This is a genomic window from Legionella saoudiensis (genome assembly GCF_001465875.1).
Lineage (GTDB): Bacteria > Pseudomonadota > Gammaproteobacteria > Legionellales > Legionellaceae > Legionella > Legionella saoudiensis.
Map to the genome: position 1 here is coordinate 540622 of NZ_LN901324.1, position 15561 is coordinate 556182.

Genomic DNA, 15561 nt, shown 5'->3' on the forward strand with positions numbered 1-15561 from the left:
TTTATCATAAAATAATCGCAATAGAATTTGTAAATGTAAACTTTTTACGTTTAGTGGTTAAATATTTTAATCAATCATTTGCAAAATAAAAATATGAAAAATATAAATATAATAATTATCGGCAATCAATTCGCAGAATTTTCTAATGGTCAGAATATACTCACTTATGGGCAATTTCGATGCATGCTCAAAAAGGGACTTCCAGACAACCAAGTGAAATATCAAATATATATAGGCCAAGGTCTAAGTGATTCAATGATTGATTCAATTTATAAGATGCTTAAGAGCTTTTCATGGACTGAGCGATTTTCGTTTATTGGTTTGATGCAGCGTAATAGACGTGCTGTTAGTTATTTTAATCATAAACAATGCATTATTTCAGAGCCAGAAAAAATATCGGACTATTTATTTAGATGCTATTTAATGCTGAATGAGCAAGATACAACGCATTCGACTGAGCAGCATATACAGGGGTTGGCTCTTTTAGAGGCAGCCCAGCAAATGGTTGAATCTATATCTGCAAAGTTTTTTATTTCTCCCTTAAGGAGTGAGAAAAAAAGTTTTGTTCTAAATCAAGTAAATTCAACTTTTTGGGAATATGTTTTTCCTTTAGATGTGGAGTTTATCTGTAAATTAAAGCAATTCCGTTATGGTCTTGATGGTAACTTCAAAGCTGATGCAGCTATTCAAGTGAAACAAAACAAAAAGATAGTGATGCTGTTGATATTGGTTTTAGCATTATGGAAAAGGCTACGCTTTTAAATATTGAGAATCATATGGGGACATCTTTAGTAAATGATCTAATAAACGGACCTTGTTTACGTCTAGTTGAGCAACTTATAGCTTTGATAGGTGAATTGTGGCTCTTAGATAATCGAATAAACAAAAAGGAGTAAGAAATGAATAAAGATCTTTTATTAACAGATTTAGCTACATTGCTCATGGTTGATAAGAATTTGCTAGTAGATTCTATTTACTTAAACAATGAACTCTATTGGGATTCACTTTCTCTAATTTCAACGGTTGCAGCCATTTATCAGCGCTATGGTGTAACTGTTCAAGGAGTCGAATTGATGCAGTGTGAAACTATAGGCGATATTTTCTCATTAATAGGAAAGAGAGAACAAGCCGCCTGCGCTTAATAGCAGTTTAAAATATGATAAAAAAATAACTGTTAATTTAATTATTAGTTAAGGTGAGTAATATATAATCATAATTACTAGGGTTCATTATGCCTGGCTAAAAATGATAAAAACGATTGAGCAAGTCACTGCTTTCTTAAAAAAAGCAACTTCTTGGTATGAACAACGTAATACTGAGCAAGCTGTAAAAATGCTTTACAGCAGGCAAAAATACCTTGCTGGATTTTTTAATGGCTTTAATACTTTTTTAGATCATTTCGCTAAATACGGAGCTGTTATAACCCTTGCCTTATCTATTACCTCCTTTTTGGGGCTGTCTATGACACCAGCAGGCTGGGTGATGGTTGGCTCTGCAATGCTGATAGGTGGTGTGGTTTTAGCCGGAAATGGCATATACAGCTACCTTAATAAATCGAAACAGCTGATGGAGGCTATTGAGACCAGAGATGCACATGAAAGTCAAATCCAGGAACTTGCAAAAGAAATTGAGCTCCAATATGCACAACATGATGTATTAGAAAAAGAACTGAAAATACTTCAGGAATCTGCAAAAAACTTAAACCTTTCTCCTGATTTAGAAATTGCAAGTACTCCACCTGTTAAGGTTAATATAAAACCTACAGAGGGCGTTAAAAATATTGAAAAGGAAAACCCATTTGTCCAAGGCTTAAGAAAATTAGTTGCCTATGCAGCAGTACCTTTTATTGCTCTGGGGCAGCAGTTTATGAAATTAGTTCCCCTGTTTAAGTTATCCACAGAATTGGCAAATGCGACCTCACCGATACAAAAAAGATTAAGAGAATTTGCTGCCCTTTTAACTTTTGTAACTACTTCATTTACCGGACTTTTTGCTTGGGCGTCCTCTTTGCTAGGTGGGGGAATTACACAATTAAGTTTCCTGCAGACGCTTAGCGCATTAGCAGCTTCATTAACCCCTATTGGTTTACAAATGATTTGCGCTACTATCTTATTAATTTCGGCAAGCCTACTTTTAAATAAGGTTTTCTTCCAAGATCCCTTCGATCAATTAACTAAAGAGCTAGAAGAAAAAAGGGCAGTCCATATTGATAGTTTGAACCAAAATCAACTTTTATTGTCTCAAATTGAATATAAGAACGAATCTTTAAAAGAAAAAGTTAAATTACTAACGCTGCAAATAGATTTAAAATTACAAAATACAAAAAATGAAGAATATAATAAGAAACCTACAGTTGAAGCGGATGAGCAAATTGAGCATGCTCCAGACTCCAACGATGCGAGTAAAATAGACCTTAAGCAAAAGTTAATCGGTAATATTCAACATCTTCAACTAGCTCTTCAAAAATATCAAGAACAATTAAGCAAATTAGAACAAGAAGAAATGTTAGGAGCTAGCGATAAAAACACTTCCTCCAAAGAAGAATTAAAACTGCAGGAGCTACCAATTCCAGCCTCCTTACCTGATGCCACCACTGAATTTAATGTGCGAAAAATCGTGGAGTCAGAAAAAAGCCCTCTTCGAAAATTTAGTATTTTTAAGGATAATATAGCGTTATCTGATGAGGATAAAACTCTAACTCCTAAAAATAGGGCACCCTAATTTTGTAAGTCAGCAAAAAAGCTCATATCTCGGGTAAATAATTGTCCTAAACAATACCTTGACCATCTGGCTTGGTCGTATAGTTCTGTTAAAGATAGGAATTAATATAGTAAACAGCCGCAAATCCCTCGTTGTTTTTACTAAGAAATAAGCCAAAAAAACTTAAATTCTATTTATTTCCCCGTGCTTTGCTCAATTTATTATCACACGGTATTCAAAATTAATTCCATGATTTTAAAAGCATTTTGCTTTCCATTTAAAATTTGTTACAGTCTTTAAATACACATAATCATAATGTCTAGTATGCATTATTCAAATTACCAAACTTGTGCAGTAAGGCCTCAGATTCCTATATCTGAATGGGATATTTTATCGAGCCTTCCGACTGCGTTAGTTATTATAAATTCTCAAGGTAGGATTGTCTGGTTGAATCCACCTGCTGAGGCAATGCTGGGTTATGGTTTACTGGGATCATTATGGTTGGATGTTTTATTACGTGCTTTTGCTCCACGAGCCGATGATGGGCATGAGGTTTCTTTGGCTGATGGTCGGCGTGTGCATGCCGCTCTTGCTACTTTAGATAGCTTGCCAGGTATTTTAATTAGCTTGACGGACGTCACCACAACGCGCGATTATGAGAAAGCGAAAGAAAATGATAAGCGTTTGGTTTCTATTGGTACAATGACTGCTCAATTAGCACACCAGATTAGAACGCCTTTAGCTTCAGCTATGTTATTTACCGATCATCTACATAGCCTTACCGATATTGATGAACGGGCGCAAAATTGGCTTCATCGCTTAAAGGAGTGTCATAGCAGTATCGAGCAGCAGATTCAGGATTTGTTGCTATTTGCTCGAGGCACCACAATAGAACCTTCACGGATGGATATGAATTATTGGTGCTCGCAATTAATCCAGAGAGCCCAACCTTATGTTACCTCGCATTCGATAGTGTTTGAGGTAAATAACCAATTAATTTCCCAAGAAGGGATGATTCATGGAGAGTCATTAATTGGTGCAGTTTTAAACTTAGTCATTAACGCTATACAATCCGGGGCAACAGAGGTTTACTTAACCCTTGCTTCTATGGATAATTTGGGTATTCATATATCTGTTGAAGACAATGGGAACGGAATGTCGGAGGAAGTGAAAAGCCATGCTTTTTCACCTTTTTATACGACTAAGGCCCAGGGAACAGGTTTAGGTTTAGCTGTAGTTTTTGCAGTAGTAAAGGCTCATGGAGGAACCGTGAGCTTAGAGTCTATGGAAGGGGTAGGTACGCAGGTTAATTTGTATTTGCCATAATCTTAAAACTTGATTTTTTAAGATGGTGCGTAAGCCTTAAGATAAAATCAGGGCCGTTTACATTTAATTTCATTAAATGAGTAAAATGTATCAGGTCTTAGCTTGGAAAAAGGGATTTTTATTATGAGTCATGTTCTAATTGTTGAAGATGATCCAGTCTTAAGAGAAGCCTTAGCTGAAACAATGACCATTGCTGGACATACCTATATCACCGCTAAGGATGGTAAAGAGGCGCTTGTGCTGCTTGAATTGCATAATCCAGCTGTTGTTCTGACTGATATACGCATGGATGGTTTAGATGGTAATCAAATATTAAATGAAATTCAAAAAAGGCGTCCTGGTTTGCCTGTTATTTTGATGACCGCTTATGGTTCAGTGCAAGATGCTGTTGATGCAATGCGCCGGGGCGCTGTTGATTACTTACAAAAGCCTTTTAGCGCCCAAATACTTATTGAGAAAATTAACCAATTCATTAAAGTTGAGCGAGATGTCGATACTGGCGAACCTATAGCCCAGGATCCCAAAAGCCAAGCTTTGTTATCTATGGCGTTAAAAGTTGCACAATCTGACGTAGGGGTAATGATCAGTGGCGAAAGTGGAACAGGGAAAGAAGTACTTGCTCATTTCATTCACGACCATTCATCACGTAAGAAAAAGCCATTCATTGCGATAAATTGCGCGGCAATTCCAGAACAGATGCTAGAAGCTACGTTATTTGGCTATGAAAAGGGATCATTTACAGGGGCTTATAAATCTACTCCTGGTAAATTTGAACAAGCTCAGGGTGGAACCTTACTTCTTGACGAAGTTAGTGAAATGCCCTTAAGTCTACAAGCAAAATTATTACGAGTCTTACAAGAAAAGGAAGTTGAACGCATTGGTTCAAATAAAACGATTAGTTTGGATGTAAGAATTCTTGCGACAACAAATAGGCAATTAAAGGATGAAGTGCAAGCGGGACGTTTCCGTGAGGACTTATTTTATCGACTGAATGTGTTTCCATTACAGTGGCACCCTTTAAGAGAGCGAAAAAATGATATTATTCCTTTGGCCAATTACCTAATACGTAAACACTGCCATCATAAGCAGCCAATTGTGCCTGTCATTAGTCCTGCAGCACAAAAATCTATGCTTGCATACGCTTGGCCTGGAAATACTCGCGAATTAGATAATGTCATTCAACGAGCTTTAGTATTACAAACGCAAGGCATTATTGAAGTAGAACACTTACAACTTTCATCGGTCGCTATTCAAGAAACAGAAGTTGCCGCGGCGAGTAGTAAAAATTTGCAAGCTCATGAATTTGAACTGATTGTTAAAACTTTAATGGAAAATAATGGGAATCGGCAAAAAGTCGCTGCATTATTAGGAGTTAGTGAGAGAACTTTACGTTATAAGCTAGCAAAAATGCGTGAAGAAGGGTATGTTGTATAGGTTTCATGTTAGTATATTAGTGAAAACATAGGTTTACGTTCAAAGTATGTTAAACCTGATTTTTCATTGAACTAAGCTGAATAGTTACCATGTTTTTTAAGGCGGAGCTAAACAGCGAGCGTTAGGGACTAAATGCGTTCGAGGTTTAAGTTTTATAGATATAATATGTATGTTATGTAGAGGAAGACGAAGGAATGAATGACATTAATACCGTTGGCCTGTTTGATCAAATGCAATCAATGGCAGCAAAGGCTGAAGGCGCAATAGTCGATAGGGAAGTAAATCAATCTTCATTCAGTGCAATTTTTCAGAATGCGTTAAATCAAGTGAGTGATTTAAGCAATAAAGCCGATTCTTTAAAAAGCCGTTTTGAACTTGGCGATCCCAATGTAAGTATCGGCGAAGTAATGATAGCAACTCAAAAATCAAATCTTGGGCTTGAGGCCGCGTTGCGCGTCAGGAATAAATTTTTACAAGCATATCAAGACATTATGGGCATGCCAGTATAGACAAATCATAACTCCCACGTTATTTTACAGGGTAGATTTTACAGGAGTTTAGTATGGCATTGGCTGATAATGCTTCAATGGTGGCAGCAAAATTTGCAAGCTTATCTATACCGCGACAAATTGGTTTATTAATCGGTTTGGCTGCGAGTGTTGCTATAGGTTTAGCAGTAGTTTTATGGTCTCGTGATCCTAATTATGTTCCTTTATATACTCAAATGAATGCCCGGGACACGGCTGAAGTCGTATCGGCGCTTGAGCGCAATGGTATTGAATTTAAAATTGATAATAATAACAGTACCATTTTGATTCCATCTGAGAAACTACAGGCTACGCGTCTGAAGCTGGCTGCAGAAGGTTTACCTCGCGATCCCGTTGGTTCAGAAGAGTTATTTACTAGCGGTAATGCATTTAATAGCAGTCAGTTCATGGAGGTTGCGCGCTATAAGCAGGCCTTGGAAGCGGAGTTGGCTCGAACTATTAGCAAGTTTAATGACATTAAAGCTGCACGTGTGCACTTAGCGATTCCACGTGAATCTGCTTTTGTACGCGATACACAGCAGCCCAGTGCTTCAGTTTTTATTGATGTTTACTCAGGACTTGAGCTCAAAAAGCAAACAATTGCTGCCATTGTTAATTTGGTTGCCTCCAGTATCCCTAATTTATCAGCTAGCCGTGTTACGGTTGTAGATCAAGATGGTCAATTACTCAATGAAGGGGGCGGGCAGACTTTATTTACTGAGACGGAACGTTTCTTAGATTACAGACAGAACCTTGAGCGTCAATATGCACAAAAAATTCAAGATATTTTGACCCCATTGTTAGGTTTTGGTCGTGTGCGCGCTAAAGTGTCTGCGGACATTGATTTTACCAGCTATGAACAAACTCAAGAGTTATTCAACCCAGAGCAATCCTCTTTGCGTAGTGAACAAACGCTGCAAGAGAAACGTAATTCGAATAGTGATGCGCAAGGCGTTCCTGGTTCATTATCTAATACACCGCAATCTAATCCGGCGCTTACGGGTAAAAATCCTAATGCCCCAGCAAATCAGCAGCAATCCTCGGAGGCGACACAAAATACTGATGTACGTACGCAAAGTACCAGGAACTTTGAACTGGATAAAACTATTAGTCACACTAGAAATCAACCGGGTTCGATTAAGCGTTTATCCGTGGCTGTGTTAGTAGATAATCCGGCAATAATGGATGAAAAAACTAAGAAAATGACGAAGAAAGTCCTATCTGCCAAAGAAATCGATCAAATCAAGTTGTTGGTGGCTGATGCGATTGGTTTAAATGCAAAACGTGGCGATAGCTTGAACGTAATCAATAGTGATTTTGTGAAGCCAGATCCTATTGCTCCAATGCCGGAAGAACGCTTTTGGCAGAAAGAAATTTTCTGGTCTATAGTGAAACAAGTTGTTGGTGCGCTATTCATTCTGTCTATAATCTTTGGGGTTTTAAGACCAATGCTTAAAACCCTGGCAAGCAATAAGGGAGTAGGTGGAGATATACCTCTTCTTGAAGAGCAGCCAGAGACTCAAGGGGAATTACCTTTTGATGATGGAATTAATGTAGGCGACGCACATGATTATGAGTCACAACTAAATTTATTACGCCAAGTTGTAGATAAAGAACCCAAGCGTGTTGCGCAGGTAGTTAAAACTTGGGTTGATCGAGGGTAAGCGATGGATGGAATAGAGCGTGCGGCCATATTGCTACTAAGCATGGGCGAAAAAAATGCGGCAGAGGTTTTAAGACATTTGGAGCCAAGACAAGTACAGAAAGTTGGAATGGCGATGGCTGCGCTAAATAATGTCAGTAAAACGAAAATGCAAAATGTTTTAGCTGATTTTACTAGCGCTATAGGTGATCAAACGAGTTTGGCTGTAGACACAGAACATTATTTAAGAACCATCCTTATAGAAGCTTTAGGGCTGGAAAAAGCAACGCCATTCATTGATCGTATTCTGGTATCAGACAAAGACAGTGGCCTTAACCGTTTGAAGTGGTTGGATGGGCGGTTAATTGCCGATGTTATTCGTAACGAACATCCGCAAATTATCGCCACTATTTTAATTCATCTGGATAGTGAACAGGCCGCTGAGGTAGTCAGTTATTTCAGCGTAGAAAAGCGTTCAGAAGTTTTATTGCGTATGTGTAATATTGATACAGTAAAACCGGAGGCGATTAGTGAGCTTGGACAGGTAATTGAAAAACAACTTAGTGGTCAAAAAGTAAGTAAATCAGCTTCAGTTGGGGGGATCAAAAGTGTTGCTGATGTTATTAACTATTTTGATGGCGCGATGGAAGAAGAGGTCCTGGATAAAATTAAGGAGTGGGATTCTGATTTAAGTGAAAAAATTCGCGATAAAATGTTTGTATTTGAAAATTTAGTCGATATGGATGATCGCAGCGTGCAAACTTTATTACGTGATGTTTCCCAAGAATTATTGAAGTTAGCTTTAAAAGGTACCACCGAAATAACTAAAGAGAAAATATATTCTAACATGTCCAAAAGAGCTGCTGACCTATTGCGTGAAGATATTGAGCTTCAAGGTCCGGTCAAGGTCGTGGATGTAGAACGGGCACAGCGAGATATACTCACCATCGCCAAGAGTTTAGCTGAAGAAGGGAAGATTGCGTTAGGCTCTAAGGGTGGGGATGAAATGATTTAATTTCGAATGTGAACGCATTCACGAAATGGCATTAATTTAATTAAATATTAAAGGGTAAATGTAGGCTGGGCTGTTAAGCCCGGCAATCGCAGCTCATGCTAACCCCAATGCTGGGCTTAACAGCCCAGCCTACAAACAAGCTGCAAATTTTATCGTTTGCAAGCGCAATGATGATCGCGCTATAAGGGACTAAGGGTTTTACATGGCAAATAAATTTGAGCCTTATCATACAAAACAAACTAACGATAACGATTTTAGTGTATGGGACTATCAGTCAACACAAAAAAAAGAAGAGGAAGCTCCTGCAGTTGACGAGCGAGAAGTCTTTCGAGCTGAATGCGAGCGTTTAAAGCAGGAAGCAATCAAAAAAGGCTATGAGCAGGGATTACAGCAAGCCCAAGCAGAAATTGATAAAAAAAAGGAAGAGCTTATTCGTTGGCTTGATTTAGTTAAAAACCCAGTAAAACTTTTGGATGAGCATGTTATCCAGGAAACATTACAAACTATTTTGTGGCTTAGCCAACATTGTATCGCTGTGGAGCTCTCTGTAAATCCAGAAAAATTGCGGGATTTACTTAATGAAATTAAAACTGAATTGCCTACCTTAAATAACCATCGTATGCTGGCTATGCATCCATCCGATGTTGAGTGGCTGAAGGCTGAAATCACTGAAAATGAATTTCCAGGCTTACATGAAATTTTGGCCGCAGATCCCACATTAAATCGCGGTGATTTCTATTTAAAAGGTGAACATAGTGAATTGGATGGTCGTATTCATACTCGCTTTGCCACTCTTTTTTCTAAATACATCACTAAAGATAATTTAATGCCCATGAAGGTCCAGGATTGATTTATGGAACAATATGAATCCCGCCTGGTAAAAATTATGGCTGATGTACGAAATCAAGAGCATTCTGGCCTATTACATTGTGGACGGATAAGTCGCGCTGTGGGCCTTACTTTAGAGGCAAAGGGCTTTAATCAGCCAGTAGGGGCTCGATGTTTTATTAATGTCAGTGAATCTCATTCAATTGAAGCTGAGGTTGTCGGTTTTGGCCAAGATCGTACCTACTTAATGTCAATTGGAGCCATTCAGGGACTTGCTCCTGGGATGATTATTGCGCCTACTGGACGTGTTGCGCGAATTGAAGTGGGTTGGCCTTTGCTAGGGCGTATCGTCAATGGTTCAGGAGCAATTATTGACGAAGGTGCTCCAATTGAACTTACCGAAACCTATCCATTAGAGTCTGGAATAATAAATCCGCTTAAAAGAGCTGCTATAGATACTCATATGGACGTTGGAATCCGCGCAATTAATGGCTTGCTTACTGTTGGCCGTGGTCAGCGCATAGGTCTTTTTGCAGGAAGCGGGGTAGGTAAATCAGTATTATTAGGTATGATGACTCGCTTTACAAAAGCCGATGTAGTTGTTGTTGGTTTAATTGGTGAGCGAGGTCGTGAGGTTAAAGAGTTTATTGAATGCAGCCTAGGTGAAGAGGGCTTAAAGCGCGCAGTGGTTGTTGCGGCTCCTGCGGATGAGAGTCCCTTAAGACGGCTGCATGGAGCAAAGGTTGCCACCAGCATTGCTGAGTATTTTCGTGATCAAGGCAAGCATGTACTTTTGCTGATGGATTCTTTGACTCGTTTTGCCCAGGCACAGCGTGAAATCGCTTTATCTATCGGTGAGGCGCCTGCTACAAAAGGTTATCCTCCCTCAGTATTTACCAAACTTCCTAAGTTAGTGGAGCGAGCAGGAAATGGGGAGCCTGGAAGCGGGTCTATTACTGCATTTTATACGGTCTTAACTGAAGGTGATGACTTGCAAGATCCAATTGCTGATGCCGCACGCGCTATTTTAGATGGGCATATCGTTTTAAGTCGCTCTTTAGCGGAGGAAGGACAATATCCCGCAATCGATTTAGAGGCTTCAATTAGCCGGGTAATGCAAACAGTAGTTTCTGACGAGCAAATGAAAAATATGTTGCTGCTGAAAAAATATTTGTCTCTTTATGAAAAGAATAAAGATTTTATTTTGTTAGGGGCCTATGTAAAAGGTTCTGATCCTAATTTAGATAAAGCAATTTTAGCGCGAGATAAAATTAGAAAATATATGGAACAGGGAATGAATGAACAGGTTAATTATGAGGAGAGTGCCCGTTTATTATCCGAGTTGGCTAAGTCATTTAGGTAGGAGTTAGTTTATGAATCAGCGATTGGACCGCTTGATGCAATTATGGGAAATAAAAAAGGAATTAACCAACACTGCATACCAACAATTGTTACATGCACAAGAGCAATTTAGTAAAAATAAAGCAAAACATGACCAGTTAGTTGGTTATCGGCAAGATTATTTGCAACAATTAGAAACAATGGGTGAACAGGGTGCCTATGTGCGGCGCTTGCGAAATCGTATCGACTTTATTAGTCATCTCGATATGGCTTTAGCGCAATTAAATGGCCATTTAGCTCAACTTGCCAAGGTAAGGCGAAGTGCAGAATCAGCGTATAAGCAAGCCAAAATTTCTGAAGAAGGCGTTAATTTATTAATAGAGCGTCTTAAAAAGACGCAAAAATTTAAATTGAACCAGCAAGAACAGAAAGAAAATGATGAGTATGCACAAAAGCAGTGGTATAGTAGAGAACTTAACGACGAGTAAAAGCGGATACAGTGAATAAGATTATTAAAAAAATTTGGATGACCCTTGCCATCCTCATTATTCTTATGGCTGTTTTGTCCAGCGTGTTTCGTTCGTTAACTCCTTGGGCAAAACAATATAAAGGTGAGGTTGAGCAGCATCTGTCAATCCTTTTAGGCCAACCTGTGACCATTCAAACTATGGAAACTGGATGGTATTGGTTTCAACCCGTACTTAAGTTAAAGCAAGTCACATTCGGTGGCGACTCTAAAAAATCATTTCATTTAAATAAATTACTCGTAGGGATTAATGTTTTTCGCTCAATATGGAACTGGCAGATTCAACCTGGCGTTCTTTATATTGATGATATGCATCTGACCCTAAGAGAAAAAGGGGATCATTGGACTATTGATGGTATTAGTACAGATACACTTAATAGTGAGGACATGACTCCTGAAAAGACAAAACAGATCCTGGTTTGGTTATCCCAACAAGAGCGTTTAATTATTAAACGCGTTTCCATGTATTTTCATTTTAGTGATGGTGGTTTGATTCCCGTTGATGGGCTCAATGTTTCCGTCATGAATAGTGGGGGGCATTATAAATTAAAGGGCAGTGCCAGACTGGAACAAACGAATAGCACTGATTTTCAATTACTCGGGGATGGCTATTTTGATCCTGATAATTTTGGTGAAATTGAAGGAAAGTTTTATTTCTCTGCGCAAAATATTATGCCGGCCCAATGGCAGAGCCTCTTTCCTAATGCGACGGAACATTTAGAGGGTGGAAAAGGGGGCTTACAATTATGGATGGATGTGCATAAAGGCTCAGTCGCATCAGTACAGGCACAAGTAAAGTTAGAGCATTTAGCTTGGCGCTTATTAAATAAAGAAAAAAGCCAGTTAGTACAATCCTTTTTTGCTAACTTGTCTTGGAAACCAGACGATAAGGGATGGCAATTACATGGCGATCACATCCAGTTACGTGTTGGTGGCTTAAATTGGCCTGAAAACCAGCTTTTGGTCAAATACAATCATGAACAGCAAACGTATCAGTTTTTTATTAAAAATATCATTATTGAATCATTACTTTCAGATGCAGTGAATTGGCCTAAGAGCATTCAAGGCGTGTTGCAGATAAAACCTCAAGGTGTTTTGCATGATACTCAAGTTTTAATGCAGCTTGCAGATCCATCTTTCCAAATCCCGGTAATTCCGCAATTACCGGCTAGCGCGGCTAATGAGCCCGTTAAAATATGGATGCAAAAGAATGAAATAACCTATGTATTAACTCGCTTTGAACAGTTAGGATGGAATGGAAGTCCGAAAAAGAAAATACCTGAAGTAAGAAACCTTACTGGTGTAGTGAATTGGCAACCAGAAGAGGGACGCTTGGAATTGGATTCAGAGAACACGCTGCTTGCGATACACGGCTATCCTGCACAAAATTTAACTTTGCTTAATGGGGCTGTCGATTGGAAAGAGTTAAGTGATGGTTTACGCATCAGTGTCGATCGTTTCGTATTAAGCAAACCAGAAATTACATTAAGTGCCCAAGGCGCTGTGGATCAGGTAACGCGTGATTCTGTTGGCGCTATCCGTTTAAATGCTGAGTTTTCAGGTAAAAATTTTGAGCAATGGGCTCCATTTCTTCCTAAAAAACATATGAAAGCCAAATTGTATACTTGGCTCACCCGTGACTTGAAGCATATCGCTGAAATTAGTGGAACTGTGAGCTTGAATGGTATGGCTCAAGACTTTCCTTTTGATGAACATAACGGTGAATTTATTATTACAAGCCACGCAAGTGGTGGTGAGCTTTACATTAATCCCAAATGGAAGATAATTAAAAACATCGAAGGGGATATTCAGTTAACTAATCGTAATTTAAATATTAATATTATCAATGCGGATTTCCAGGGGGTTCCTGTTAATCAAATGAATTTACGTATCGATAATATAGGCAATAATAAAGAAAATCTAATTATCACTGGCAGCATCAACGCACCTGTACAAAAAATGGTGAATTATGTGATGTCTTCTCCATTAAAAAATAAGTTAGCCCTACTAAAGCAATTAACAATAAAAGGTTTTGCTCAGTTAAATCTCCATTTACAAGTGCCTTTATATCCTGAAAATGACAAGGTATTAGCAAAAGGCGATTTAACCTTTAAAGATAATGAAATTACCGTAAACTATGACTTTGTGAAGTTTTTGTTAAAAGGCGTAACCGGGGAATTATTCTTTACTGATGACGGAGTAAGCGATAGTTCCTTAGTCGCTAACTCATTAGGACAACCTCTTAATATTAAGATCCAGTCAGTGAAAACACCAAAACCCGCAACCTCAATTGCAGTAGAAGGTACGTGGACCGTTGAGTCCTTAAAAACTCGCCATAATGCGCCATTTCTTGCTTTATTAAATGGTTCTTTCCCAGTTAAAGCTATCTTAAAATTAGCAAATAAAGCTTCTGAGGCAGATACAATTAAGTTAACCTCTTCATTGCAAGGTTTGGCTGTTAATTTGCCGGCGCCTCTGGGGAAAACGCATAAGGATACGCTCCCGTTAGAAGTAAATGTAGATTTAAATCCAGACAAATCAATACGCCTAAAATCTAATTATGATGCGCGTTTAAGTTCGGATTTATTATTTAAGACGACTAATGGCATCTTCGATCTGGATTCAGGTCAGTTGCGTTTAGGCAGCGCCAAGGCAATGAGTCAAAAATTACCAGGATTAGCTGTAGTCGGTTCATTAAAAGGTTTTGATCTGGACGAATGGAAGAATGTGTATAACCACTATACATCGGCTCAAAATGCCGGCCCTTCGCTATTTAATAAGCTACGAATCATTAATGTTACTTTGGACAAGTTTAACATTTTGAAACAGCAATTTGATGCATTAACTGTAAAGGCAAAGCTATTGCCCAATAAGGATTGGTCTTTTAGTCTGAATCAAAAAAATATTGCTGCAGACTTATTGTATCGGGTATCAGCAAATGAATTGAGTGGTCATGTCCAACGTTTACATCTTGAGAAGCTAGATACCAAAGATCTCAAATCAGGCGAGGCTGCAACAAAAATGCATCCAGATCAAATCCCTAATCTTAATCTGCGAGTTGATAACTTATCCGTGGGCGATGTGCTTATTGGAGATGTAACCTTAAAAAGCCAGTCAACCGCGAAGCGATGGTCATTGAATTATTGTCGTATTGATTCTCCTGTATATCAATTTAATATTGAAGGAGCATGGACTCAGACAAAAACAGCAGATCATTCAGCGTTCCATTTAAAGCTTGAGATGAATAACTTAGCGAAAAGCCTCGAGCGCTGGGGCGTTAACCCGACAGTTCGAGCAAAAAAAGGATATATTGAATTTAAGGGGGGCTGGAATGATGATTTAGCTGGTTTTTCCTTAGCGAAAATAAATGGTGATATGTTTTTACAGCTTAAAAATGGCAGAATCACTGATTTAAGTAAATCGACTGAAGGAAAATTAGATTTAGGCAAATTACTGAGTATTTTAAGTTTGCAAACAATACCAAGGCGATTGCAACTTGATTTCAGCGATTTAGCGCATCAAGGATACAGTTTTGATATCTTTCAAGGGAATTTTTCGATTCACAAGGGGAGAATGACAACTCAAGACAGTTATATTGATGGGCCTGTTGCTTATGCAAGTATGAAGGGTGATTTGGATTTAGTACGACGAACTTATGATATGAATTTGAAAATATCTCCGCACATTACTGCCAGCTTACCTATTGTGGCCACAATTGCAGGCGGCCCTGTTGCTGGAGTTGCCACTTGGGTTGCAACAAAAATTATTAATCAGGGCATGCAAAAAATCTCTGCGTACAGCTATAAGATTTCTGGTCCATGGAAACAACCAGTAGTGCAACAACTAACGATTGTTCGAAAAAAGAATAATTCGATTCAAACAGGGCAAGGGCCCCTGAAAGTCCAACCCAATCTAGATTAAATGGCCGTGAGCCTGGTTGCTTGTAATTAAAGAGATATGGCTCGCCAAGCTAGAAAAAATTTCCTCCGGGCCTTCTTCCGCCTTTGTCTATGGGGTTTGATTCAAATTTCTCCGTGGGTGAGGGGGAAATAATCCACCATAATATTTTTTATTAAGATAGTAGAATTATCAGCCTCTCCTAGACTAAACTTAGCTATGAAAAGATTAATTTTTCAACAGGATGTGTATATGTTGCCTACCAAGCTGTAACCTGTAGCAACATTCTTCACAATTTAGGCTACACATAAAAATGAAGGTTTTA

The 15561-nt window shown here is 38.6% G+C and carries 12 protein-coding genes; all 12 read left to right on the plus strand.

Translation table 11 applies throughout. The features are described from left to right. The first annotated feature begins 78 nt into the window (after positions 1 to 78). The 12 genes from BN3124_RS11370 (at position 79) to BN3124_RS11425 (ending at position 15260) form a co-directional block, all read left to right on the plus strand. Positions 79 to 762, plus strand: coding sequence for a hypothetical protein (locus tag BN3124_RS11370; protein ID WP_149865256.1), 684 nt, complete (start codon positions 79 to 81; stop codon positions 760 to 762). 137 nt (positions 763 to 899) lie between these two features. After that, positions 900 to 1142, plus strand: coding sequence for an acyl carrier protein (locus BN3124_RS11375; RefSeq protein WP_058534915.1), 243 nt, complete (start codon positions 900 to 902; stop codon positions 1140 to 1142). Between the two features lie 103 nt (positions 1143 to 1245). Beyond that, positions 1246 to 2721 (plus strand): hypothetical protein, encoded by a 1476-nt coding sequence (locus BN3124_RS11380; RefSeq protein WP_058534916.1) that lies wholly within the window; start codon positions 1246 to 1248, stop codon positions 2719 to 2721. A 303-nt stretch (positions 2722 to 3024) separates the two neighbouring features. Beyond that, positions 3025 to 4026: a sensor histidine kinase gene (locus BN3124_RS11385; RefSeq protein ID WP_058534917.1), complete on the plus strand. Its 1002-nt coding sequence runs from the start codon at positions 3025 to 3027 to the stop codon at positions 4024 to 4026. 123 nt (positions 4027 to 4149) lie between these two features. Beyond that, positions 4150 to 5460 carry a sigma-54-dependent transcriptional regulator gene (locus tag BN3124_RS11390; protein ID WP_058534918.1) on the plus strand — a complete coding sequence of 437 codons (1311 nt, stop codon included), beginning with the start codon at positions 4150 to 4152 and terminating at the stop codon, positions 5458 to 5460. Between the two features lie 194 nt (positions 5461 to 5654). Further along, positions 5655 to 5969: a flagellar hook-basal body complex protein FliE gene (fliE, locus tag BN3124_RS11395; protein WP_058534919.1), complete on the plus strand. Its 315-nt coding sequence runs from the start codon at positions 5655 to 5657 to the stop codon at positions 5967 to 5969. A 53-nt stretch (positions 5970 to 6022) separates the two neighbouring features. Then, the gene (gene fliF / locus BN3124_RS11400) at positions 6023 to 7651 is read left to right on the plus strand and encodes a flagellar basal-body MS-ring/collar protein FliF (protein ID WP_058534920.1); all 1629 of its coding nucleotides are present in this window, start codon (positions 6023 to 6025) and stop codon (positions 7649 to 7651) included. 3 nt (positions 7652 to 7654) lie between these two features. Then, positions 7655 to 8644, plus strand: coding sequence for a flagellar motor switch protein FliG (fliG, locus tag BN3124_RS11405; protein ID WP_058534921.1), 990 nt, complete (start codon positions 7655 to 7657; stop codon positions 8642 to 8644). Between the two features lie 202 nt (positions 8645 to 8846). Beyond that, positions 8847 to 9494, plus strand: a complete 648-nt coding sequence (locus BN3124_RS11410; RefSeq protein ID WP_058534922.1) for a flagellar assembly protein FliH — start codon at positions 8847 to 8849, stop codon at positions 9492 to 9494. A 3-nt stretch (positions 9495 to 9497) separates the two neighbouring features. Continuing rightward, positions 9498 to 10835, plus strand: a complete 1338-nt coding sequence (gene fliI, locus BN3124_RS11415; RefSeq protein ID WP_058534923.1) for a flagellar protein export ATPase FliI — start codon at positions 9498 to 9500, stop codon at positions 10833 to 10835. A gap of 10 nt (positions 10836 to 10845) precedes the next feature. Next, the gene (fliJ, locus tag BN3124_RS11420) at positions 10846 to 11301 is read left to right on the plus strand and encodes a flagellar export protein FliJ (RefSeq protein ID WP_058534924.1); all 456 of its coding nucleotides are present in this window, start codon (positions 10846 to 10848) and stop codon (positions 11299 to 11301) included. 11 nt (positions 11302 to 11312) lie between these two features. After that, entirely contained in the window at positions 11313 to 15260 is a 3948-nt protein-coding gene (locus tag BN3124_RS11425; protein WP_269057626.1) for a YhdP family protein, read from the plus strand. Positions 15261 to 15561: the final 301 nt, after the last annotated feature.

What these genes read in the sequence shown, in the direction of transcription:
- fliJ (WP_058534924.1), top strand. Translation starts at nt 10,846, where the DNA reads ATGAATCAGCGATTGGACCGCTTGATGCAATTATGGGAAATAAAAAAG.
- fliI (WP_058534923.1), top strand. Translation starts at nt 9,498, where the DNA reads ATGGAACAATATGAATCCCGCCTGGTAAAAATTATGGCTGATGTACGA.
- fliG (WP_058534921.1), top strand. Translation starts at nt 7,655, where the DNA reads ATGGATGGAATAGAGCGTGCGGCCATATTGCTACTAAGCATGGGCGAA.
- fliE (WP_058534919.1), top strand. Translation starts at nt 5,655, where the DNA reads ATGAATGACATTAATACCGTTGGCCTGTTTGATCAAATGCAATCAATG.
- BN3124_RS11375 (WP_058534915.1), top strand. Translation starts at nt 900, where the DNA reads ATGAATAAAGATCTTTTATTAACAGATTTAGCTACATTGCTCATGGTT.
- fliF (WP_058534920.1), top strand. Translation starts at nt 6,023, where the DNA reads ATGGCATTGGCTGATAATGCTTCAATGGTGGCAGCAAAATTTGCAAGC.
- BN3124_RS11385 (WP_058534917.1), top strand. Translation starts at nt 3,025, where the DNA reads ATGCATTATTCAAATTACCAAACTTGTGCAGTAAGGCCTCAGATTCCT.
- BN3124_RS11380 (WP_058534916.1), top strand. Translation starts at nt 1,246, where the DNA reads ATGATAAAAACGATTGAGCAAGTCACTGCTTTCTTAAAAAAAGCAACT.
- BN3124_RS11410 (WP_058534922.1), top strand. Translation starts at nt 8,847, where the DNA reads ATGGCAAATAAATTTGAGCCTTATCATACAAAACAAACTAACGATAAC.
- BN3124_RS11390 (WP_058534918.1), top strand. Translation starts at nt 4,150, where the DNA reads ATGAGTCATGTTCTAATTGTTGAAGATGATCCAGTCTTAAGAGAAGCC.